We start from the raw sequence: 22,127 nt of genomic DNA, 5'->3' as shown, positions 1-22,127 counted from the left end.
TGAGTAATGTCCATGACTGTTTCCCAAATAGCTTCGAGTTCGCTAATTGAGATTGCCCAACATACACGCCAAGCAGCAAGAGAATTGGCGATGCTTTCTGCTGCTGCTAGGAATGATGCTATTGAAGCGATCGCCCAAGCGTTAGAATCGATGATGCCTGAGATTTTGACTGCGAATAGTGCCGATTGTCAAGCAGCTGAGGCGGAAGGAATCTCAAAATCCCTTTATGCGAGGCTAAAGTTGGATGAGACTAAGCTAAAAGGTGCGATCGCAGGGGTACGCGATGTCGGACGTTTACCCGATCCTGTAGGAAAGCTGGAAATTCATCGCCAGTTGGATCGGGGATTAATTTTAAAGCGAGTTAGCTGTCCTTTGGGCGTTTTGGGGATAATTTTTGAAGCCCGTCCTGATGCTGTGATGCAAATTTCTAGTTTGGCAATAAAATCTGGGAATGGGGTAATTCTTAAAGGTGGAAAAGAAGCAATTCGTTCTTGTGATGCTTTGGTAAAAGCGATTCGTTTCGGGTTGGCAAAAAGCGAAGTTTCGCCAAATGTGGTGCAGTTGCTGACGACTAGAGAGGAAATTTCTGCATTATTAAAGTTGGATGAATATGTAGATTTAATTATTCCTAGAGGTTCTAATAGTTTTGTGCGCTTTGTGCAGGAAAATACGCGAATTCCAGTTTTGGGGCACGCTGAGGGAATTTGTCATTTATATGTCGATCGGGCGGCGGAAATTACTAAGGCGGTAGAGATTACTATTGATGCGAAAACGCAATATCCAGCGGCTTGTAATGCGATCGAGACTTTGTTAATTCACAAATCAATTGCCCCAAGTTTTTTGCCTTTGGTAGCAGCGGTTTTAAGGGAACGGAAAGTAGAATTGCGGGGGGACGATCGCGCTAGAGAAATTGTAGAAATGTTGCCAGCAACGGAAAGTGATTGGGCGACGGAATATAGCGATTTGATTCTATCGATTAAGATAGTGGATTGTGTGGAGGATGCGATCGCTCATATTAACACTTATGGTTCTCGGCATACTGATGCGATCGTCACCGAAGATAACAACGTTGCTAAACTTTTTCTTGCCCAAGTTGACGCAGCTGGAGTTTACCATAATTGTTCGACTCGTTTCGCTGATGGTTATCGTTATGGCTTTGGCGCAGAAGTAGGAATTAGCACCCAAAAAATGCCTCCGCGAGGGCCTGTTGGTTTAGAAGGATTGGTAACATACAAATATCAATTAACTGGAGATGGTCACATTGTCGAAAGTTATAGTGGTAAGAATGCCAAACCTTTCCATCATCAAGATTTACCCCTAGAGTGAAAGAGGCAGAGGTGTACAGACGCAAGCAAGTAGGAGCAATTCATGAATTGCCTCTACAAACTCAAAACTTTCTCCAGTCCCCCAGTCTCTTTGACAATTCAATAAATTTAATGAATGAAACAATGAATTGGTTTAAAATGGCTTTGCAATTAAAAGGTTCGGTGGCAATTAAAGTACTACCTCGCGCTTTTGTTTGCAGCTTATTCGGACTAATAATTTCCTTAATTTATTATTGGAAAATTCCCTTACCTTGGCATAATTTAGGAACAATTACTACTAACGTAGTATTTAGTTTAATTTTGGGTTTACTGTTGGTCTTTCGCACTAATACAGCTTACGATCGCTTTTGGGAAGGGCGCAAAGCTTGGGGAACATTAGTTATCAATATTCGCAGTTTAGCCAGACAAATTTACACGGCTGTTGCCGCAGAGGAAGAAACAGATAAAACCGAGAAAAATTACCAATTAAAGCTATTAGTAGCTTTTGCTATTGCGACTAAATTACATTTACGAAGAGAAACAGTAACAGAAGAATTAGAACCCTGGCTAACTCCCACAGAATTAGTCAAGCTAAAACAGGTAAAAAATCCACCATTAGAAATTATCCGTTGGCTAGGAGATTACCTTCATAAACAGGGGGAAAAGGGTTGTTTAAATTCTTATCAGCTAACAGCAATGAATCAATTAATAGATAACCTAGTAGAAGGTTTGACTGGCTGCGAACGAATATTAAATACTCCGATTCCTTTAGCTTATGTGATTTATTTAAAGCGATTATTACTGATATATTGTTTCTTTTTGCCTTTTCAATTAGTAGTTAATTCCGAATGGTTAACAGCTTTTCTAGTATTTTTAATTAGTTTTGCTTTGTTTGGTATTGAAGAGATAGGTAATGAAATTCAAGAACCGTTTGGTTACGATCCAAATGACTTACCATTAGACCAAATTTGTCGAACAATTCAAAGTAATCTAGAAGATATAATAACTTTGTTTGATAGTAATAATTCAGAGAATGAACTAGAAAATTTAGTCTAGGTAATCTTTATGGACTCAATTGAAATTACTGGGATTCGCTGTTACGGTTACACTGGTTATTTACCAGAAGAACAGGTTTTAGGGCAATGGTTTGAGGTAGATGTTACTTTGTGGTTAGATTTAACTCAGGCGGGAAAAAGTGACGCTATTGCCGATACTTTGGATTATCGCACAACAATTGAAAAGGTAAAAAATTTGGTGAAAACTGCTAAGTTTGCTTTGGTGGAAAGGTTGGCAGAAGCGATCGCAGCGAGTATCCTAGAATCAGCTAAAGTGAGCCAAGTTAGAGTAAGATTAACCAAACCTGCTGCCCCAATTCCCGATTTCGGCGGTAAGATTACGATCGATATTACCAGGGTGCGAAATAATTAATTTAAGGAAGATAAAAAGATGTCTTTTCGCATATTGAGTCTGGATGGTGGAGGAATTCGTGGTGTTATTGAAGCTGTGATTTTGGCAGAAGTAGAAAAGATTGTCAAAAAGCCTTTGAATCAATATTTTGATTTAATTGCAGGTACTTCTACTGGATCAATTTTAGCAAGTGCGATCGCACTAGGTAGAAGCAGCGAACAAATTATTCAACTTTATCGCAGTAAAGGCAAAATTATTTTTCCTTACACTAGTCTTTTTTCACTACAAAGGTTAAGTTTAATTTTCAAAATATGGACTTTCTGCACCTAAATATTCCGGTCGAGGTTTAATTGAAGTGTTACAAAGTGAATTTGGTAACACTAAATTAGGAGATATTAAATCACCAAGATTACTGATTACAGCTTACGATACGCTCGATCGAGAATTCATAGTTTTTAAGAACTGGCAAACATACAAACCTTGGATTAATACACCCCTCTGGGAAGTATGCGTTTCTTCATCATCAGCACCAACTTTCTTTCCCGCACATTTACTAACAACTGAATCAAAAACATATTCATTAATTGATGGTGGTATCGGTGCAAATAACCCTTCAGCTTGTGCAGTTGCAGAAGCATTACGACTAGAAAATCCGATCAAAGATATTGCTGTTCTTTCTATTGGCACAGGAGACATGACTCAACCAATTCCTTTTACCAAAGTTCGCTCTTGGGGATTAATTCAGTGGATATGGCAAGGGCGTTTAATTGAAGTACTTATGGATGCTTCTGCTGATGTTAATGATTACATTAGTAGGGAAGTTATGAGTCCTCCAGAAATGGGAAATGAAGCCTCTTCTCGTTATTTTCGCTTGCAACCTAAAATCATAATAGATGTTATAGATGATGTCAGCGATGAAAATATAAATCGGTTAATTACAGCGACTGAAATTTATTTACAACAAAATAGAGATTTACTAGCAACCTTTTTGGAACAAATTAGCTCTTAATAAATCTAATCTATAAATATCTACAGATGTTTTCATGGAGGTTTTGTCATGTATCGACATTCACAGTGCATTAATATAGTCAGTGCTTTGTTCGTCTTCTGGCTGACTCTTCTTTCCCAAACAAAATTATCTGCACGAACAACTGGGGCTGCTCCTGAAGGTAATATTTTAAGGGATAAAGATAGAACAATTAATCAAAGTCAGTCATCGCCAACTGTGAATATTCCTTTGCCTGGGCCTGCTCCTCAAGGTAATATTTTAAGGGATGATGAAAGACAAATTAATCAAACTCAGCTGCCTTGGGTGTTAGTTTCTAATCAACCAACTCAAGCAATTTCGGTGAGTGTTACTAACAAAATTTCTAGCTTTTTGGCTAAAGAAGGCTTAACTCCAGTCTCCTGTAGCACCAATCCAGTTGTAGTAATTTCTATTAATAATAAGTATCTAGCTTGTAGCACACCTACAACTAAATTTCCGCCAGGAGCTTATAATACAAACATACCTGATTTAGAACCTTCTGATAAGTGAATTATGAAATATAACTTAGTAATTTTCGTTTCTATGCTGGCTTGTGTAGTGAGTGCTTGTGGTGCTGCTCCACAAAGTAATTTGCTCCGCGATGATGAATTATCAACTGCACCTGCTCCTCAAGGAACTGCCTTGCGAGATGATGATACAAATCAATTTCAACAGGCAGTTAATCAAGCCAAAAGTGCAACGAATCTAGCAAAGTCAGCTAAAACTGACGCTGAGTTAAAAATAGTTGTTAATCAATGGAATAAGGCGATCGAGTTAATGAAATCTGTGCCAAAAACCGATCGCAATTATAAACTTTCTCAACAAAAAATAGTAGAGTATCAGAAAAGTTTAGGAGAGGCAGAAAAGAAATTAAAAAAGTAAATTTGTAAGATTAAATTTAACAATTAATATGCGATCGCCTTTCCTAATTCTCACATTAATTTCTATCATCTTAGCTGGATTTCCTAAACTTAGTTCAGCAGTAGAAGATGTTGTATCTCCTGAACCTGTGGAAGATAGTACAATTCTGGATGATGCAGATGATTCTCAAATTAATCCAGCTAGACAAGCAGAACAACTTTTACAAATAGGCGAGCAACAATTTGCTAATCGTCAGTATCAAGAAGCAATTAATACCTTCAATAAATTGCGAGAGATTTATCAGAAAATTGGCAACAAAGAAGGTGAAGCAATAACAGTTTTTAGAATTGGTTCTTGTTACGATCGCTTAGGCGAGTTTCGTCAAGCATTAAATTACTATCAGCAAGCTTTAAATTTACGTCGAGAAATAGGCGATCGAAGTGGCGAAGGTAGCATTCTAAATAGCATTGGCGGAGTTTATTTACAACAGGGAAACTATCAGCAAGCATTGGAATTTTACCAGCGAACTCTACAAATTCGGCGCGAAATTGGAGATAAACTTGGGGAAGGACGTACTTTAAATAATATGGGTTTAATTTATGAAGCTTTGGCAGATTATCCCCGTGCTTTAGCAAATTATCAGCAAGCTTTAGTAATTTTTCAAACGCCAGAAATCAGAAATCGTCAAGGGGAAGCTGCTATATTAAATAATATCGGCTTGATTTACAATCAACTGGGGCAATCTTCGCAAGCATTAACATTTTACCAAAAAGCTTTAGCAATTCGCCAAGAAATTGACGACAAATCAGGCGTAGGCACGACTTTACATAATATTGGATATATCTACGATCAACAGCAGAAATATACTCAAGCTTTGGAATACTATCAACAAGCTTTGCAGGTAAGGAAAGAAGTAAGCGATCGCTCAGGAGAAGCCTTAACATTAAACAATATGGGTTTAGTTTATGATAATTTAGGAAAATATTCTTTAGCTTTAGCAAATCTTCAGAAAGCTTTAGGAATTTTTCAGGAAATTGGCGATCGGACTAATGAAGGTAACACCCTCGACAGCATTGGTACAATTTATAAAAATCAGCGTCAATATCAGCAATCTTTCGACTCTTACCAACAAGCATTAACAATTATCAAAGAAGTTGGTAATCGGAACTTTGAAAGAACTACACTTAGTAACATCGCCCAACTTTTGGAAATCCAAAAAAAACCTGAATTAGCAATATTTTTTTATAAACAAGCAGTTAACGTTACCGAGTCAATTCGTTCTGGATTAAGCAAATTATCATCAGAACAACAGCGTTCATACACAGCTAAAGTCGCCGATATTTATCGCTCTTTAGCCGATTTATTGTTACAACAAGATCGAGTTTTAGAAGCTCAACAAGTTTTAGACTTACTCAAAGTTCAAGAATTAGAAGATTACTTTAAAAAAATTAGAGGTAACGAGCAAAACGCACAAGGAGTAGACTTATTGCCTCAAGAACAAAAAGTACAAACTGATTACCTTGCTCTGCAAAACAAAGCTATTGAATTAGGCAAAGAACTGAGTAAACTACAAAAAATCCCGGAAGCTAACCGCACACCTGAGCAACAAAAAAGAATTGCCGATTTAATTCAAATTCAACAACAAATTCGCGCCGAATTTAATAACTTTATTAATAGCCCCGCAGTCATTGCCTTAACACAAAAACTTAATCAAACTACAAGTGGTGAAAATCTCAATTTACGAACTCTCAATAAATTACAAGCTCAACTAAAGCAGTTATCAGAAAACGCTGTTTTACTTTATCCTTTAATATTAGAAGATAGATTAGAACTAGTATTAGTAACCAGTTATTCTCCACCAATTCGCCGCACCGTTAACATAAAACGTCAAGAGTTAAATCGGTTAATTGTAGAATTTCGTTTAGCTTTACAACAAGCTAATGCTGATGCTAAAACTCCAGCAAACCAATTATATAATTTACTGATTAAACCAATAGAAAATGATTTAAATCAAGCTCAAACCCAAACAATAATTTACGCTCCAGATGGACAATTACGTTATATTCCTATAGCAGCTTTGTATGATGGTAAACAGTGGTTAATTGAGCGATTTAGTATTAATAATATTACTTCTGCAAGCTTGACTGATTTTAATAGTAGAAATATTCCTCAATTAAGAATTTTAGCCGCAGCTTTTACTCAAGGTAGTTACAATTTTACTATTGGAAGTCGTCAATTAACATTTGCTGGTTTACCTTTTGCGGGGCGAGAAGTAGAAAATTTAGCTGCCATAATTCCCAGTACTACTAAATTGATAGATAGGGATTTTACACCTCCATCTACTATTCCAAAATTAAATGAATATAACATCATTCATTTAGCAACTCATGCTGCTTTTGTGATTGGTCAGCCGCAAGATTCTTTTATACTTTTTGGTGATGGAAGTCGAGTAACATTGCGCGATGTAGAAACTTGGTCATTACCAAATGTAGAATTAGTAGTTTTGAGTGCTTGCGAAACAGGAATTGGCGGACAATTAGGAAATGGAGAAGAAATTTTAGGTTTTGGTTATCAAATGCAATTAACTGGGGCGAAGGCTACAATTGCTTCTTTATGGTCAGTTTCTGATGGAGGAACTCAAGTTTTAATGGATACTTTTTACACTGAATTACGCAAGGGAAATATCAGTAAAGCCGAAGCATTAAGACGCGCACAAATTGCTTTAATTAATAGTAAAACTTCTCTAACAACTGCACAAAGAGGGAGAATTGTTACTGCCCAGCCTACTCGTAGTAGTTTAGCAGCTACAGTTAGCGATCGCCTAAATCACCCCTATTATTGGGCAGCTTTTGTATTAATTGGTAATGGCTTGTAGTACGTAGTTGCGCTTTAGCGCCAAAGAAGAGCGCTAAAGCGCAACTACGTACTTATAGAGATTCATAAGTGAGTTCCTTGTTAGCCCAATTAGTCTCGTGCAAAAATTCCTTAAAAGTAGTCAATAATCCGGGAAATTCCTCTTCTCTTAAATACTTAACATCAGCTTGATAACCTTTATTTCGATACCACTGAATTAAATCAAACAGTTCTTTTCTAAGGAAAAGTAAGAAAATCCAAGCAGGTATTTCTTTATGAATTACCGGAATTCCTTGTACTTGGGAAAACTCTGCTGCCATTTGTTTTGGTGTTAGCAAATCGCCAGCAAGTTCAATCTTTTTGCCAATATATTTTTCGGGATGTTTCATCACATAAGCAGCCACCCGACCCAAGTCTTTTGTTGTAATTAGATGTAAGGGTTTATTTGGCTGAATAGAAAAGGGAAAACTACCTTTGAGAATTGATGGTCTTGTGTACTTTTTCCAAAATTCTTCCATGAACAGACAAGCACGCAACATGGTAGTTGGTAAACCTGTTTCTTGCAATATTTGTTCTATTTTATATTTCTGTTCAATATGACCAATTCCTGAATTTCTTTCCGCCCCACCTGCGGAATTATAAACAAAATGTTTGATGTTATTTCGTTTAGCAATTTCGGCAATTCGCTTGGCTCTTTCTATTTCTAAAGGATCGGCTTTAGACAAATCAGCGCAAGTGGCATGACAATAAACATGAGAAATTCCTGAAAAGGCAGCTTCTAGAGATTTTTCATCATCTAAATTAGCCTCGAAAAGTTCGACTCCGGCATCATTTATTTTGGCTAAAGAAGGGCGATTCAGGTCAATTTTTCGGGTGGTAGCACGCAGATTGGTGATTTCTTGTTCCAAAAATCCCTTGACTACGTTTCCACCAGTGCCACCTGTAACACCAATTAGCAATACTTTATTGATGTTAAAATTAGGAGAATTCATGATGTTTACAACGATTCTCAACACGCAGATTTTAATTATTTCTGAGTGCGATCGCATACCTCTAAAGATTTATCTTACTAAAATTTAAAAACCTCTTGACGAAACAAGCTTAAAAGTATTCCAATATAGCTAAACGCAATCCTGATAAAACTTTCTTGATGTCCTACGTTAGCATTATTATCCCCACTTTGAATGAAGCAAGCTGCTTAGGTCGAACTTTACGAAACCTCAGTTTGCTCGATCCTCCAGCTAAAGAAATAATTATAGTTGATGGTGGGAGTAAAGATGAAACAATTACTATTGCTAAAACAGCAAATGTGCAAGTTATTACTTGCGAAAAACGGGGACGTTCTCGACAAATGAATCAAGGTGCTTTGACTGCTACCGGAGATTTTCTGTGCTTTTTACACGCCGATACTTTAGTTCCTGATGACTTAGTTACGGTAATAGAACAAACATTAAATAACAAAAATATTGCCTGTGGTGGATTCATTTCTTTAATGACAGGTGCTACTACAACTCGTTGGGGAATTTCTTTACATAACTATCTCAAAACATATTATGCGCCGCTAATTTTTAAACCGCATTTGTTTGTTAAAGGGTTGCGACTTTTGTTTGGCGATCAAGTGATGTTTTGCCGTCGCACTGATTTTTTAGAAACGGGGGGTTTTGATGTTAATATTCCGATTATGGAAGAAGCAGATTTGTGTTTGAAATTATTGCAAAAAGGCAGAATTAAACAAGTAAATCGGATTGTGCAAAGTAGCGATCGCAGAGTCGCCCATTGGGGTTCTTTAAAAGCTACAGCTATCTATCTTTACATTGGCATTTTATGGGGGTTGGGTGTCTCTCCAGAATATTTGAATAAGTTTTATCAAGATATTCGCTAAACTTTTTGTCTATTGTTCATTTAAACTCCAATCATAATGTAAATAAGCGATCGGAGTTTGGGCATCGATCGGTAAATCAGTTTTTAAATGAGTGCGAATGAAATCAGGAATTGTCGGAGAAACTGCGAGGAAATCTTGGCGATACCACTTAAAAATTTTGCTACAAAACAGGATTCTATTTTGGGAATCATAGCGCACTTTTTCCTGGTTATTAATAAAACGACTTGCATCTTCTGCTAATTGCTCTTGCACTGTTTCTGGAAAATAAGCGCTATTTCGTAATAAAGGACAACCAATAGAAGCGCAAACAATGGCAAAATGAATGCGGGGATCTTGTAATTGATTTCGCAAAATTCCATGCTCTATTTTTCCTAAGCTGTAACGATTTCCAGCAAATTTATAAGCTGGGCGATTAAAAAACCACAAGAAAGCTAACCAATTAGAAATTCCCAAAAATTTAGGCAAAATTGATTTAATTGGATAACGTCCTAAAATCGTTGAAATAGTGAAAGCGTTGTAAAGATTTATCCACAATGCTAATTGTTCATTGGCATTAGAAGAGGGCGAATAATTCAAATCTTCCAAATCTTTTAACCAATTATTAAGACTTTGATGGTTTTCTTTCTTCCAACTAAGGTAATTAACACGACCAAAGTCATCTACGTATTGCCGCAAAAGTCGATCCCAAATAGTAAAGTCAATCATGATTAAAGTTAAAATAGCGATCGCTTAAATACTAAAGATAGCATAGATGTTCGATACCGCAGTCACAATTTTATTTGCTGATTTAGTCAAGTTTACTGAGCTTTCAGAAAAGGTAACTCTCACTGAACTTGTAGCATTACCCAATGAGATTTTTTCTGCGTTCGATCGCTTGACATAAAAGCACGGTTTAGAAAAGAATAAACTTATCCTTGTTGAAAAATTTTAATGGAAAAACAGCAGTACCTTTATGACAGAACAACAGCAAAAAACTTTGGAAGTTGGTAAAAAAGCATTTTCTCACTTAACTCATGGACTGAAAACCGGAGAATGGGACGAATTTTTAAATATGCTGACTGATGATTTTACCTTTTGGTTTCCAATGGGTAAATATCACGGATTAAACATTGGTAAACCGAAAGCCAAAGAATTTTTAGAATACGTTTCTGAATCTTTCGTTGGCGGACTTTCGATCACTTCTGTAGAACGAATAACTAGTAGCGATACAACAGTTGTTTTTGAGTTCTTAGACGAAGGGAAATTACTAGGAGAACCTTATAAAAATCGGGTTGCAGCTTCTTTCGATATTCGCGGAGATAAAATTTGCGGATATCGAGAATATTTCGGTAGTGATGGGAAATCGAATTAGGTTATTTTAGAATAACGAAGAAAACCAACTTAAATTGAGTAAGTTTTATGACCGTTTCTCACTCAGCAAAACCTTCTAGTAGTGATATTGCAGTGACATTGAAACGACTTATTGCTCTCCTAGAAGAGGATGAAACAGATGAGTATGGGATTTTACAACCAAGCCAATCAGCTTTTAAATTGGCGATGCGCTTGGTTGTTGAAGCTTATGAAATAATGGGTGATAGTTTTCCCAGAGCTTCGGCTTCGACGGATGAGCAAGGTAGTATTCGGTTGACATGGAGCAAATTAGAACCTGAATGTGAAGTCCGACTAATTTGCCCTACTGATGCTAATCAACAAGCGTATTTGTATCATGAACTTGGGGAAAGTTACGCTGTTGAAAAAAGTGTGACAGCATCCATTTTAGTTCAGTGGTTAGAAGGTTATTAAAATATATTTTGAGCGAATTTTTGAAGAAATAAACTTTTTATCCTGTTGAGCTTGCTAGTACCTTGAATTACTAAGATAAGGTGTTACCAGTTCTCAGCACTTATGTCAGACGAAACTATTAAAATTGTTACTTACGATACTTTCAGCCAAGAACCACAACCACCTGCTGCGGATGGCAGAAAAAGTGGGGTAGAATCAACTGCACATTGGTCTTATGGAGAAGTGCACCCGCAAGACTCGACACCGCCGAAAGATGACAAACAGGCGGGTGGGTTGAGTATTCACGATGTTAGCATCAAGAAATTAGAGAAAGAACTCGCTAATTTTATGAAGCAGGTAGATGAAATGTTTACCCGTGCTGATGCGGAAGCGCAAATGAAAACAATGGAGTTATCAGAAGTTGAGTTATCCGTCGGTATCACTGCTGAGGGTTCAGTCAGCTTAGTGGGAATGGGGGCTAAACTTGCCAATACAAGAACGGTTTTGCTGAGGTTTAAACGGAGAACACAAAGTTAAGATGGCGAAGAATTGGGCGTTATTAATTGGCATCAATAAATATGATAACCTGCAACCGCTAAATTATGCCAAGCAGGATGCACAGCTAATGCAGGAATTTCTCTGTAAAGAAGCAGGTTTTGAGAAAGTTTTTTTCTTTTCTGATGATTCGCCGGATGTTGACGGTCAATCAACTCGTCCTTCCCGTACAAACTTGTTACGTGTATTGCGGTTTGAAAAACCTATTTTGGGGAATGGGGATAACTTTTGGTTTTTCTTCAGCGGACATGGAACGCGCCACCAAGAACGGGATTACCTAATGCCTTCTGATGGAGATCCGGGAGATATTGAAAAAACTGCTATTTCGATTAATTATATTACTGAACGCCTGCGTTGTTGCGGTGCTGATAATGTTATCCTAATTTTGGATGCTTGCCGGAAATCTGGAACTCGTTCTGGGGAAAGAATTGGTAGTCAAACGGCTGAAATAGCAAGGCAAACAGGAGTTATAAGCATTTTTTCTTGTAGTCCGAATGAGTATTCTTTTGAAATTGAGGAATTACAACAAGGTGCTTTTACTTATGCGTTGCTGGAAGGTTTAGGCGTTAAAGGAAAATGCGCGACTGTGGAAAACTTGAACCATTATTTAACTAGGCGAGTGCCGGAAATTATTCGCAATCATAGAAATGAAAAAGAGCGGCAAACGCCTTATACTATTGCCGAACCTATCACTAGGTCTCACTTGATTCTGTTACGCCAATACGCAACTATAACAGATATTGCTACACTCAAAATTGATGCTTATCAAGCTGAAGTCGAAGGGAATTTGGAATTAGCAGAACGGTTATGGATTCGGGTTTTAGCTGGTGCTTCTGGTACTGATATGGATGCGATTAAAGCAATTCAAAGAATCGCATTATTGCAAAATTCACAAGTAGCTTTTGGATCTGATTTTGCCAAACAAAAAAGTATTTCTGTTAAACTTGTTTCGGCGGAAAGTATTTCTGTTAAACTTGTTTCGGCGGTGGGAGTAGATTACAGCAATTTGCAACAGTTACTTGCTGCGGGAAAGTGGCAAGAGGCTGATGAAGAAACGGGAAGGGTGATGTGTAAAGTAGCCAAACGAGAAGAAGAAGGTTGGCTGAGAGACGATGATATCAAAAATTTTCCCTGTGAGGATTTAAGCACTATTGACCGACTTTGGGTAAAATACAGCAATGGGCGCTTTGGTTTTTCTGTACAAAAGCGCATTTGGGAAAGTGTCAGGACGGGATACAAGGACTTCTACGATCGCGTTGGCTGGGATGAATATTCAAAATCTTACTCTGACCTCACTTTCTTCCTCAATGCCCGTGTAGGGTATCTCCCCTTTATAAGAAGGGTTGCTTACTATGAGGCATGGACGTTGATCTCGTCTCTTTTTTCGCATCAATACTTTAGGGGATTCTAACCTATAAGGCTTTCGGAAAATTTTTAAGAATTGCAACAGAGGGAATTTCCACGAAGCTATGAGGATTCTGGGTTTCCGATACCTGGCACCGAGGTCGGATTAGGAATTAGCCTGAACAAACTTTTCTGCCACTCCTGCAATTTCCGGGTCAGTTGCTTCCCACTCGCCCCAAGGAAAGCACATCTGTCCAGGGGAGGATTTTTTGGCTTTGCATTTAAATTTCATTCCCGCTAACAGACGACTACCCATAAGATTTTTCTTGTCTGATTTTGGCAGGGGGCGGTATTTTTTACAGAAACCCCGATATTTAGCAGCGCATTCATCCAAGGTTTTACCCAAAGACAAAAAAGCGGGATGCCATTGAGTAATTCCATCATTGCCTAATCTATCGTGAATGCCATAATTGCTTGAAATCATAGCGGGAGTTTGGGGCGAATGGAATTCGCGGCTACACAAACGAAACCCGCCTGCGCGGGTTGAAAAAATGGTACGATGCTAACAGGTATAGCAATATACCCAAAAATTCTTTAGTCCGCGTAGGCGGACTTGGTTTGTGTAGCTGCGAATTCCATTCGCCCTATATTCCTGCATTCCATTCACCAAGAACTGGCAAGGTAAAAGAAAATGAGGTCAAATTTCACCCAATTGTATTTGCATTGCGTTTGGGCAACTTGGGATAGATTACCTTTAATTACACCAGATATTCAAAAAGCTAAAATTTCTCTAGTGTAGTCTTTAAAGAAATGGTAAAAACACCTTCCACTTGGAAACCTCGCCCCATTCCTGAAAAATATAAAAAACCGCCTCTTTCTCCCAAAGAAAAAGCAAAACAGGAAGCAGAAAGCGAAGCACGTTGGCAGCGTTGTCGTCAAATATTTGAGCGAGTTCGTGATGAATTAATGGAAACTCATTACAACTGGTACATTGTTATAGATCCGAATACTGAAGAGTATTTCATTGAAGAAAATGAATTAGTTGTTATGCAAAAACTTCTGGAAAATCCTCCTCAAGAAGAATCTGTGATCCGTCGTTTGAATGAAACAGGAACCTGCGGCAGTATATGATTGAAGGCAGGTTTCATGAGGAAGGCAAGTTACTTTTTGAAATTGGTTTAGTAGCTGCTGATGGGGAAATAATAATAACTGATGCGCTACTGGATACAGGTTTCACAGGTTGGGTAGCAATAAATACCAAGATTTAGATTTTGGTTGGCTGCTTGTGAAAGCTAAAGAACGCATGAAAACTGCACAAGGGGAAACAGATTTTAAAATCTATGCAGGAGTAGTGCAAATTGATGGACAAGAGTTTACTGTTCCTGTTCTAGCAGGTGAAGGAATTCCTGAAATAATTATCGGTTTGCAATGGTTAAAAACTCGACGGTTAGTGGTAGATTTTCCAACCGGATTGCTGACATTGGGTTAAAGTTAAGAAAAATTTTAGGAAATGCGTTCACGAAGTGTGCGCGAAGCGCGTATCGCCCTCCCCCCCTCAATTAATAATGAGAAAAACTTTTAAATAGTAACAAAAAATTAAAATAACTTAACCATCCCGTAATTTTTATTCTTACAAAAGTAACAACTATCAACAAATCACCGTATCATCTAATACGTTTTTTCCCAAAGGATTATAGTTTCATGATCGCTATAGCAATTTGTTAAATTGCCCAAACTCACCTAAATTCAACATTAATAATCATGTCAGAACAAACCCCAGAACAACGCCAAGAAGAGTACTTGAACGTTATCGATCAATTGTTAAAATGCCCCAACGGACAAGAACCGGAAATATTAGATGCACACTTAAATCTAATCGATGAAAATTTCATCAACACAATGGTACAAGTGGCAGCAGGATTCGCACATCATAATAATCACGATGCAGCTAAATTTTTAATTCATGTCGCCCGTGAATTGGCGAAACAATTGGGCTTATATCCCGAACAACCAACGACTACTGTTGCTAGTGAAGCATAATTAGGAGAAGCTATGACTGGGGAAGAAGCAGCAGAAATTGCTCTAGAATTTCTCATGACAGATTGGGCAATTCCGTCTGAAGATTGGGAGTGGTTTACTGTTTTGAACTCTCGCTATATTAAAAACAGTTGGTTTGTGGTAGAAATTGGCATTGAAGGATTACCTGATAAATGGGTTCTTCAAGTTTACGAACATGGAGAATGCGACCCAAATTATACTTTTAATTCTCCAATAAAATCGGGAGCGGAAACTACTGGACTAGAAGAATATCCCCAATCAGTAGCAGATACGATCGCCAAAGAACGCAATGGCGGAATTGTAAGTGTTAACTAAACTGGCTAGTTAAAAATATTGGCTTTGATCCCCCCTACTTGTTAAGGGGGATCGGTTGAGTTAAGTGGCAGTAATTTTGTTTGCCAAAAGATCGATCGCCAACTTCCCCCAAAAACTTGCGATGAACATTTCCAAGTGCTACCTTCTTATAGCTACCTGGAAAAAGGAGTTATTTCGACTCAAATTCATCATGAAGCGATCGCTCATCACAATTCCACTCACATTCATCCTGCTAGAATCAACCATACCCTTGGCTCTAGCCGCACCACCGAGACAACCAGACAAAACCGAAGAATGCGAACTTTTAATAGTTGGGGGAGGACTTTCTGGTTCTGCTGCGGCTTACGAAGCCTTACTCGCCGGAAGAACAGTTTGTCTGACGGAAATTACTGACTGGGTAGGCGGACAAATTTCTGCTCAAGGAACTTCCGCACTCGACGAAAAAGCTACCCAACGGCGACTACTATTTTATCCTCGCGGTTATTTAGAACTTCGCAAACGCATTGAACAACATTATGGCAGACTCAACCCTGGAAAATGTTGGGTGAGTGAATCTTGTTTTTTACCAGTTGACGGACACAAAATCCTGTTTGATATCTTAAAAGATGCCGCCAAAAAAGGTAAAGGTAATCTGAAATGGTTCCCTTCAACAGTAATTAAAGAACTCGATATTAGTTCCGATGGTAAACAAATTCAAAGTGCGATCGCCATTCAACACCAACCCGCCAAAGGTGCGCCACCATTAAACACCCTGCCATTATCACGCACAATTGAAGACGCTTATCGTTACGAAAATTCGTCCCAATTTGATAAAACTATCATTCGTTTTATCCCGAAAAAAACTAACAAATCAAATCAAAAACCCCGTCCTACAGATTGGTATGTAATTGAAGCCACCGAAACCGGAGAATTAATAGGTTTAGCTGACGTTCCTTACCGTTTGGGTATCGATCCTCGTTCTTATTTAGAACCTTCATCTGCCACAGAAACAGGCGATCGATTTTGCACCCAAGGCTTCACCTACACCTTTGCAATGGAAGCAACAGAACAGCCACAACCGCAAACAATGCCCTCATTTTATCCCCAATATGAGCCTTATTACAGTTACGAATTACCCCGTTTAGCCAGCTTCAATTTAGTTTTTTCCTATCGTCGTATCCACAGCGCTAAACCAAACCAACCATTACCGGATGACTTCAAAAAATACCCCATAAATCCTGGTGATATTTCCATGCAAAACTGGACTTGGGGAAATGATTATCGTCCCGGAACTGCTCAAGATAATCTCATTTATACAAGGGAACAATTGCAAGAAACTGGACAATTAAAACCCGGTGGATGGATGGGAGGACTCCGCACAGAAACCTTACGCCGAGGTGAAGAAAACGCCCTTGGTTTTTATTATTGGTTAGCCGCAGGAACTACAGATTCCCAATTAGGTAATAACGTCAAAACACCTTATCCAAATTTGCGTTTTCTCAGAGGGTTAAACTCACCAATGGGAACCGTACATGGATTATCTAAATATCCATATATGCGCGAAGGAAGACGGATTATTGGAAGACCAAGTTACGGACAATCATCTGGTTTTACTGTTTGGGAAATTGACATTTCTCGGAATAATTTCCGTCAAGACTATTACAGTCAAAACCTTTCCCCAGAAGAGTATCGCCGTTTATGGGCAACTTTATCCGGTTTAGATGCTGCTGCGGTAATTTCTGGGGAAATATCTCCAGATCAAGTGAAACCCCGATCGCGTTCGGCGATTTTTCCTGATTCAGTGGGAATTGGATTTTATGCGATCGACTTTCACCCCTGCATGGAAAAAAGTCCCCCAGAAACACCCGGAAACAGAGAACGAGAAGGTACCAGAAAAGGACAAGGCGGAACTTTCCCTTTTCAAGTTCCTTTAAGAGCCATGATTCCCCAAAAAATTGACAATATGTTAGTAGCAGGAAAAAGCATCGCCACCAGTCACACCGCAGCAGCAGCTTATCGCGTTCATTCCTTTGAATGGTCAGTAGGTGCAGCAGCAGGAACTACCGCAAATTTTGCTTTAAAAAATGGTATTCTTCCTTATCAATTAGTCGATCGATTACCTTCACCAGAACCACAATTAGAAGCATTGCAACGTCTTTTAGAACAAAATAAAAACCCCGTTGCTTTCCCGAATACTTCTATCTTGAATCAATCTTGGGAAGAGTGGAAGTGATTGGAGACTGATACAAAATACGGGTAAAAACCTCTTGGGTCTTGCGGCATCATGAGAAAATTATGTAATTAATTTTGTCTGATTACTTATCTGTTGCTCAAGTAGACATCTCCAAAAAACAAACTGGAAGAGAAATAAGGGTGGTATAATAGGATTTTTACTCAAAGTAATATGAGTACACTAGTGGAGTATATTAGCAAAAACCCCAAAGAAACAAAAAGATTGATTGGCATTGGATATGAGCAGCTAGAGCAGCTAATTAGTCAAGCCGAAAGATTACATCAGGAAAAACTAGCTGTTCAAGAAGCCGAGAAAACAAGAATAATCAAAAAAGGCGGGGGGAGAAAACCTTCCCTACCAGTAGCAGAGCAAATATTGTTAACATTAGTATACCTACATCATTTACCAACATTTCAACTATTAGGAGTGCAATTTGGGGTAAGTGAATCCACAGCGCATAACCTATTTCATTACTGGATAAAGATTTTGGGAGAATTGTTACCAGCCAGCTTACTGGAACAAGTTAAAAAAAACGAAAATGAGTGGTCATGGGTGCAGGAGATACTGCAAGAATGGGAATTAGTAGTAGATAGCTGGGAACAAGCTAGGGAAAGACCTCAAGAGTATGAAGAGCAGAAAAAGTATTACTCAGGAAAGAAGAAAAGCCATACCCGAAAAAATCAGATAATCGTCCCCGGAAAAAAGTCGGAAATTGTGGACGTAATAGTGGGAAGACCGGGGCCAGAGAGTGATATAAACCTGTTTAGACAGAGACAGTCAGAGTTCGCCAAAAATCAAAAGTTTAAAGGCGACAAAGGCTACATATACGACTTGGCACAATAATACTACCAGTAAAATCAGCGATTAGCAGCGGATGAATATAGTGCAACTATGTTTATCTTTGATGTCTAAACTAACTCAAACTAACTCAAAGCCTGATAAATTCAAATTAAGCGGCAGCAATTTCTAAAGGGATTGAGAACTGCCAAATCCTTCCTGGTTAATGCTTTCGTAGTTTTTGGAGATGTCTATTGGAGAGAACCGAGTTTTGGTGCTGATAAGCTGTTAAGCATTTAAATAGGGATAAGAGCATTACCTTTATTTTTAAGTTTTCGCCCCCATTTAATAATTAATTCTCCTTCATTTAAAAGTTTATGCAATAAATATTCTAATTTTTCTATTGATTTAAATAATCGATGGGCAATAAATTCTTTGGCTGAATGCCAAACTAATTCAATTAAGTTATAATCAGGGCTATATTTCGGGAGGAATTCTAAATGAATATTGGGCATTTCGGCGGCAATTTTCTGGAGATATTCTGCCTTTTTGGGAAAACTAGCATTGTCCAGAATTATCACTATTTTGGCTCCTTTTTCCGCAAATTCCTTGGCTTCATTGCCAGCGGCTACCCATTCAGCAATCAATTCTTGATAAAACAGTTTTAGCACTTGATAAAAACTTTCCGAATTGCTTTTATCGAGAAATTCTACAAACCTTTTCTTGTCGGAATACCTCAGTCCTCCCATTACATTAATCCGACCCTTTCTTCGCTCTCCTCTCACCTCTTTTCGTCTACCTTTCTTACACCAATTCTTTCTTCTCATCACTCTTAAACTAAAACCGCTTTCGTCCCAAAACCATACCTGTAAACGTTCTGGATGCTCTTTTTCGATTTTTAAATATTCGGCTATTTTCTTTTTAAATGCTTTTCTTTTTTCCGGTTCTCGCTTTCCCTCCAAGCTGTACTTTGCCCAGAGGTAAACGAACTTTTTTTGCTCTAATATTCTCCTAACTTGCGAACCACTTAATTTTATTCCTGTCGTTTCTGCTAAATATGTCGCTAACCTTTGTGCCGTCCATCTGCCAAATTCGTATCCTAATTCTTTGGGTTCTTTATCTACTGTCTCTAATAATATTTCTCTATATTTATCTGTGGCTTTTTGATGATTCCCCTTCATCCTTTCATCGACTAGGCTTTCTAGATTATCTGGGTCTCCATGTACACACCAATAAGATACTTTATTTATTGAACAGCCCACAAATTCCGCTATTTTAGCTTGAGTTTTTCCATCATTTAGCAACAGTAATATCAAGATTCTTTCTCTAATATTTCCATCTTCTTCTTTCAGGGCTTTTTGTAGCTTCTCTACTTGTTCTAAGTTCAGATGATTCTTTGCTGGCATTTCCCCACCCACTTGGCTCTATTGGCTTTTCCATTTTACCCTATTTAAATGCTTAACAGCTTATCAAAAAGCGACAGCGTTAATTGTTGTCATAAAATGTTTGTCAGTATCTTAGCAAAATTTTAATAATCATTTGTGAAATTAGCAAATAGGTTGAATTTCTAGCAATTAACAGTTCAAATAACAAATTTTGCTATCTTGCTATTATCAAATCTGGTGTGATGACAAAGCGATCGTCAAACCAGTACTGTTTTATTCTTCCATTGTGGTGCTGCTCAATCCGTAAAGTAGCAGTTAGTGCCATGTTATGGTTCCATTTCTATATCAAGTGAGGGGGAAGTGACAGCAGCGGTCATCTTATGGTTCCATGCCATCTTATGCTTCCACCTCACAACCTTCCATTCAATTAATTTCCCTAGCGAGTAGGGAATATCCATGAACTTAGATATAACTGCTGAAAGTATCTATAACGTTTCCATTCAATTAATTTCCCTAGCGAGTAGGGAATTCCTTCAATCCATTGAGTGAATTCAAGGCTGCGGCTAGTTTCCATTCAATTAATTTCCCTAGCGAGTAGGGAATGGGTCGTTGATGACAAATTTGGCAGTAGCGTGCTGATAAGTGTTTCCATTCAATTAATTTCCCTAGCGAGTAGGGAAAAGACTTCCCAGCCCGGATGGAAGTTGTTGCTCCCAAAGTTTCCATTCAATTAATTTCCCTAGCGAGTAGGGAACCCAGTCGTTTCAACTCCATAAGTTCTTTGTCCTTGGGTTTCCATTCAATTAATTTCCCTAGCGAGTAGGGAAGGCAGCTTTTGAAACCCTGATTCCGCCTAATGTCCAGAGACAGTTTGCGAGGGGGTCTACAGCACTGAGTTAAATATAGCAGAAAATCAAGCATCAAAGAACCCAAAACCCTTACACAGAGAGGCGGCGAGGGGGTCAACGACAAAATAAGGGTTTTGAGGATTTACTGACCCCCTCGCAATTTGGACTTGTCCATCACCTCGGAGCGATCGCATTTTTTGGAATTAGCTTCTGCTGTTCAATTCTGATGTTGTGGTATCAGACTCAAACAGTTCCCATAAACCAACGGTGCCGACGAAAAAAGTATAAATGCCATATCGAATCGGCTGGTGTTGTTTGGTAGGTGCATAAATAGCCGCAACAACTGCCTCGATTAAATGAACTGCAATTACCAAATGTCCCAACCACAGAATTGGCATCAAACTGCTCTTGAACTGATTGGTCGTTAATCTGGCTTCCAGATTCCATAATTCCAGTGCGATCGCAGCGATCGTCACAACTGGAGATATTACTTTGAGCAGACTTCCAAGTTTTTTCTTGCCTTCGTTTAAAGTCAGGTGATTCATTGCAACAATTTCGGTAACAACATTATTATTATTCATTTGGTTTTTCAGATGGCTGCCAAAATCGAACTATCTTTAAGATGTTCAAAACTACAACAGATGTAGTTTGAGTATAATTAAAATCAGGATTCCAAAGCGGTAAAATAAGATGAGTATTACAGAGTCTATCAAATTAGTTAAATATCTGGCTAATGCTAACGGAGAAAAGACAGATGTAATTATCCCGATCGCAGTTTGGGAATCTTTGTTAGCCTCCTGGTCAAACATGGTAGAAGCTTTGGAAAATCGGGAAGATGCAACAATTTTTCAAGCGTGGTTACATCAGAAAAAAACTGGTGAACTCCAGATAATTTCTTTAGATGATTTAGAAAAAGAATTAATGGCAGATGGACTTATATCAAGTTGAAGTAACAAGTGCTGCCCGCACCAATCCACTCCAGACCTGCTTTGAATGCAGCTTGTGGAGACAAGTAAATTTTATATTGTGACAATGATCGAGATGCAGCAGTGAAAATAGCAGATTAGGTTGATGCGATCGCTCTGATGCCATTCGAGTACAACAATTTGTGATATGCTGTGTTTTAATTTTCCTCACTTGGCGCAAATTTGGCAAATACTTCTGCTTCTGTCAGATTTATGGTTTGATTAGCAAATTCATAGTAACTAGGTTTCCGATCGATAAAGATTTGCTCCTTGAACTCAAACTCAATTCCATCCTGAAACAAACCTGCTGGGACAAAATATTCACTCGTCGGCAGCAACTTGTAGAAAATATGCGTACCGCATTCACCACAAAAAGCTCTTTGCGCCCATTCTGAGGACTGATACATTTTTAGTTTTTCCACACCATCTATCTGCACGTCAGAGCCACAAGCTATACCTAAAGCTGGCCCGCCGCCCCATCGCCGACACATCCCGCAATGACAGGCATCGATGCTCTTTTTGTCTGGGGTTCGGACGGTGATTGCACCGCAAAGACACTTACCATCCATTTCT

At 38.4% G+C, this 22,127-nt stretch carries 27 protein-coding genes, 2 pseudogenes and 1 CRISPR repeat array; of the genes and pseudogenes, 23 read left to right on the top strand and 6 right to left on the bottom strand.

Annotated elements, in window-relative coordinates; genetic code table 11:
* The first annotated feature begins 12 nt into the window (after positions 1 to 12).
* From ACE1CA_RS23190 to ACE1CA_RS23155, 8 genes are all read left to right on the top strand, one after another.
* The gene (locus ACE1CA_RS23190; RefSeq protein WP_413277653.1) at positions 13 to 1,326 is read left to right on the top strand and encodes a glutamate-5-semialdehyde dehydrogenase; all 1,314 of its coding nucleotides are present in this window, start codon (positions 13 to 15) and stop codon (positions 1,324 to 1,326) included.
* A gap of 110 nt (positions 1,327 to 1,436) precedes the next feature.
* Complete coding sequence (locus ACE1CA_RS23185) at positions 1,437 to 2,360, top strand: bestrophin family protein (protein ID WP_486517500.1); 924 nt, start codon at positions 1,437 to 1,439, stop codon at positions 2,358 to 2,360.
* 9 nt (positions 2,361 to 2,369) lie between these two features.
* Positions 2,370 to 2,732, top strand: coding sequence for a dihydroneopterin aldolase (folB, locus tag ACE1CA_RS23180; RefSeq protein ID WP_413277651.1), 363 nt, complete (start codon positions 2,370 to 2,372; stop codon positions 2,730 to 2,732).
* Between the two features lie 18 nt (positions 2,733 to 2,750).
* A complete protein-coding gene (locus ACE1CA_RS23175) occupies positions 2,751 to 3,041 on the top strand; it encodes a patatin-like phospholipase family protein (RefSeq protein ID WP_486517499.1) in 291 nt (96 codons plus the stop codon).
* 25 nt (positions 3,042 to 3,066) lie between these two features.
* Positions 3,067 to 3,720, top strand: coding sequence for a hypothetical protein (locus tag ACE1CA_RS23170; RefSeq protein ID WP_486517498.1), 654 nt, complete (start codon positions 3,067 to 3,069; stop codon positions 3,718 to 3,720).
* Positions 3,721 to 3,768: 48 nt separating this feature from the next.
* Positions 3,769 to 4,248 carry a hypothetical protein gene (locus ACE1CA_RS23165; protein WP_413277649.1) on the top strand — a complete coding sequence of 160 codons (480 nt, stop codon included), beginning with the start codon at positions 3,769 to 3,771 and terminating at the stop codon, positions 4,246 to 4,248.
* 3 nt (positions 4,249 to 4,251) lie between these two features.
* Positions 4,252 to 4,620 carry a hypothetical protein gene (locus ACE1CA_RS23160; protein WP_413277648.1) on the top strand — a complete coding sequence of 123 codons (369 nt, stop codon included), beginning with the start codon at positions 4,252 to 4,254 and terminating at the stop codon, positions 4,618 to 4,620.
* A gap of 28 nt (positions 4,621 to 4,648) precedes the next feature.
* The gene (locus ACE1CA_RS23155; RefSeq protein WP_413277647.1) at positions 4,649 to 7,474 is read left to right on the top strand and encodes a CHAT domain-containing protein; all 2,826 of its coding nucleotides are present in this window, start codon (positions 4,649 to 4,651) and stop codon (positions 7,472 to 7,474) included.
* Positions 7,475 to 7,526: 52 nt separating this feature from the next.
* Here ACE1CA_RS23155 and ACE1CA_RS23150 read toward each other — a convergent pair whose 3' ends face one another.
* On the bottom strand, positions 7,527 to 8,444 hold the full coding sequence (locus ACE1CA_RS23150; protein ID WP_413278250.1) for an NmrA family NAD(P)-binding protein: 918 nt from the start codon (positions 8,442 to 8,444) through the stop codon (positions 7,527 to 7,529).
* A 158-nt stretch (positions 8,445 to 8,602) separates the two neighbouring features.
* Between ACE1CA_RS23150 and ACE1CA_RS23145 the strand changes: the two genes are divergently transcribed.
* Complete coding sequence (locus ACE1CA_RS23145) at positions 8,603 to 9,334, top strand: TIGR04283 family arsenosugar biosynthesis glycosyltransferase (protein ID WP_413278249.1); 732 nt, start codon at positions 8,603 to 8,605, stop codon at positions 9,332 to 9,334.
* Between the two features lie 9 nt (positions 9,335 to 9,343).
* On the opposite strand, the gene ACE1CA_RS23140 is transcribed toward ACE1CA_RS23145, so the two are convergent.
* On the bottom strand, positions 9,344 to 10,039 hold the full coding sequence (locus tag ACE1CA_RS23140; RefSeq protein ID WP_413278248.1) for a DUF547 domain-containing protein: 696 nt from the start codon (positions 10,037 to 10,039) through the stop codon (positions 9,344 to 9,346).
* A 46-nt stretch (positions 10,040 to 10,085) separates the two neighbouring features.
* On the opposite strand from ACE1CA_RS23140, the gene ACE1CA_RS23135 reads away from it, so the two are divergent.
* The 5 genes from ACE1CA_RS23135 to ACE1CA_RS23115 all read left to right on the top strand — a co-directional run bounded on the left by ACE1CA_RS23135 (position 10,086) and on the right by ACE1CA_RS23115 (position 13,061).
* A complete protein-coding gene (locus tag ACE1CA_RS23135; RefSeq protein ID WP_413278247.1) occupies positions 10,086 to 10,217 on the top strand; it encodes an adenylate/guanylate cyclase domain-containing protein in 132 nt (43 codons plus the stop codon).
* A gap of 69 nt (positions 10,218 to 10,286) precedes the next feature.
* Entirely contained in the window at positions 10,287 to 10,685 is a 399-nt protein-coding gene (locus tag ACE1CA_RS23130) for a nuclear transport factor 2 family protein (protein ID WP_413278246.1), read from the top strand.
* Between the two features lie 47 nt (positions 10,686 to 10,732).
* Complete coding sequence (locus ACE1CA_RS23125; RefSeq protein WP_413278245.1) at positions 10,733 to 11,116, top strand: hypothetical protein; 384 nt, start codon at positions 10,733 to 10,735, stop codon at positions 11,114 to 11,116.
* Between the two features lie 102 nt (positions 11,117 to 11,218).
* Positions 11,219 to 11,632, top strand: a complete 414-nt coding sequence (locus ACE1CA_RS23120) for a Pepco domain-containing protein (RefSeq protein WP_413278244.1) — start codon at positions 11,219 to 11,221, stop codon at positions 11,630 to 11,632.
* A 1-nt stretch (position 11,633) separates the two neighbouring features.
* Complete coding sequence (locus ACE1CA_RS23115; protein ID WP_413278243.1) at positions 11,634 to 13,061, top strand: GUN4 domain-containing protein; 1,428 nt, start codon at positions 11,634 to 11,636, stop codon at positions 13,059 to 13,061.
* 99 nt (positions 13,062 to 13,160) lie between these two features.
* Here the strand turns inward: ACE1CA_RS23115 and ACE1CA_RS23110 are convergent.
* A pseudogene (locus ACE1CA_RS23110) lies at positions 13,161 to 13,469 on the bottom strand (transposase); the annotation flags it as partial.
* A 216-nt stretch (positions 13,470 to 13,685) separates the two neighbouring features.
* Between ACE1CA_RS23110 and ACE1CA_RS23105 the strand changes: the two are divergent.
* The 8 genes and pseudogenes from ACE1CA_RS23105 to ACE1CA_RS23070 all read left to right on the top strand — a co-directional run.
* A pseudogene (locus ACE1CA_RS23105) lies at positions 13,686 to 13,772 on the top strand (IS200/IS605 family transposase); the annotation flags it as partial.
* Between the two features lie 32 nt (positions 13,773 to 13,804).
* Complete coding sequence (locus ACE1CA_RS23100; protein ID WP_413278241.1) at positions 13,805 to 14,125, top strand: hypothetical protein; 321 nt, start codon at positions 13,805 to 13,807, stop codon at positions 14,123 to 14,125.
* The gene (locus ACE1CA_RS23095; RefSeq protein WP_413278240.1) at positions 14,122 to 14,262 is read left to right on the top strand and encodes a hypothetical protein; all 141 of its coding nucleotides are present in this window, start codon (positions 14,122 to 14,124) and stop codon (positions 14,260 to 14,262) included. The genes ACE1CA_RS23100 and ACE1CA_RS23095 overlap by 4 nt, the downstream gene beginning before the upstream one ends.
* A 17-nt stretch (positions 14,263 to 14,279) precedes the next feature.
* Positions 14,280 to 14,483: a hypothetical protein gene (locus ACE1CA_RS23090; protein ID WP_413278239.1), complete on the top strand. Its 204-nt coding sequence runs from the start codon at positions 14,280 to 14,282 to the stop codon at positions 14,481 to 14,483.
* A 272-nt stretch (positions 14,484 to 14,755) separates the two neighbouring features.
* Entirely contained in the window at positions 14,756 to 15,034 is a 279-nt protein-coding gene (locus ACE1CA_RS23085) for a hypothetical protein (RefSeq protein ID WP_413278238.1), read from the top strand.
* 12 nt (positions 15,035 to 15,046) lie between these two features.
* Positions 15,047 to 15,367: a hypothetical protein gene (locus ACE1CA_RS23080; RefSeq protein ID WP_413278237.1), complete on the top strand. Its 321-nt coding sequence runs from the start codon at positions 15,047 to 15,049 to the stop codon at positions 15,365 to 15,367.
* A 190-nt stretch (positions 15,368 to 15,557) separates the two neighbouring features.
* Entirely contained in the window at positions 15,558 to 17,579 is a 2,022-nt protein-coding gene (locus tag ACE1CA_RS23075; protein ID WP_413278251.1) for an FAD-dependent oxidoreductase, read from the top strand.
* 171 nt (positions 17,580 to 17,750) lie between these two features.
* Positions 17,751 to 18,422 (top strand): transposase family protein, encoded by a 672-nt coding sequence (locus tag ACE1CA_RS23070; RefSeq protein WP_413278236.1) that lies wholly within the window; start codon positions 17,751 to 17,753, stop codon positions 18,420 to 18,422.
* 230 nt (positions 18,423 to 18,652) lie between these two features.
* On the opposite strand, the gene ACE1CA_RS23065 is transcribed toward ACE1CA_RS23070, so the two are convergent.
* A complete protein-coding gene (locus ACE1CA_RS23065; protein WP_486517497.1) occupies positions 18,653 to 19,762 on the bottom strand; it encodes an IS630 family transposase in 1,110 nt (369 codons plus the stop codon).
* A gap of 394 nt (positions 19,763 to 20,156) precedes the next feature.
* Positions 20,157 to 20,568: a CRISPR direct-repeat array (repeat unit 36 nt; unit sequence GTTTCCATTCAATTAATTTCCCTAGCGAGTAGGGAA).
* Between the two features lie 224 nt (positions 20,569 to 20,792).
* Positions 20,793 to 21,170 carry a hypothetical protein gene (locus ACE1CA_RS23060; RefSeq protein ID WP_413278840.1) on the bottom strand — a complete coding sequence of 126 codons (378 nt, stop codon included), beginning with the start codon at positions 21,168 to 21,170 and terminating at the stop codon, positions 20,793 to 20,795.
* Positions 21,171 to 21,279: 109 nt separating this feature from the next.
* On the opposite strand from ACE1CA_RS23060, the gene ACE1CA_RS23055 reads away from it, so the two are divergent.
* On the top strand, positions 21,280 to 21,537 hold the full coding sequence (locus tag ACE1CA_RS23055) for a hypothetical protein (protein ID WP_413278839.1): 258 nt from the start codon (positions 21,280 to 21,282) through the stop codon (positions 21,535 to 21,537).
* A 175-nt stretch (positions 21,538 to 21,712) separates the two neighbouring features.
* On the opposite strand, the gene ACE1CA_RS23050 is transcribed toward ACE1CA_RS23055, so the two are convergent.
* The gene (locus tag ACE1CA_RS23050; RefSeq protein WP_486517496.1) at positions 21,713 to 22,123 is read right to left on the bottom strand and encodes a GFA family protein; all 411 of its coding nucleotides are present in this window, start codon (positions 22,121 to 22,123) and stop codon (positions 21,713 to 21,715) included.
* Positions 22,124 to 22,127: the final 4 nt, after the last annotated feature.

Origin of the sequence: Floridaenema evergladense BLCC-F167 (assembly GCF_041929205.2) — a bacterium.
Taxonomy (GTDB): Bacteria; Cyanobacteriota; Cyanobacteriia; order Cyanobacteriales; family Aerosakkonemataceae; genus Floridanema; species Floridanema evergladense.
The sequence above is the reverse complement of the archived record's forward strand: the minus strand, read 5'-3'. Positions and strand labels throughout refer to the sequence as shown.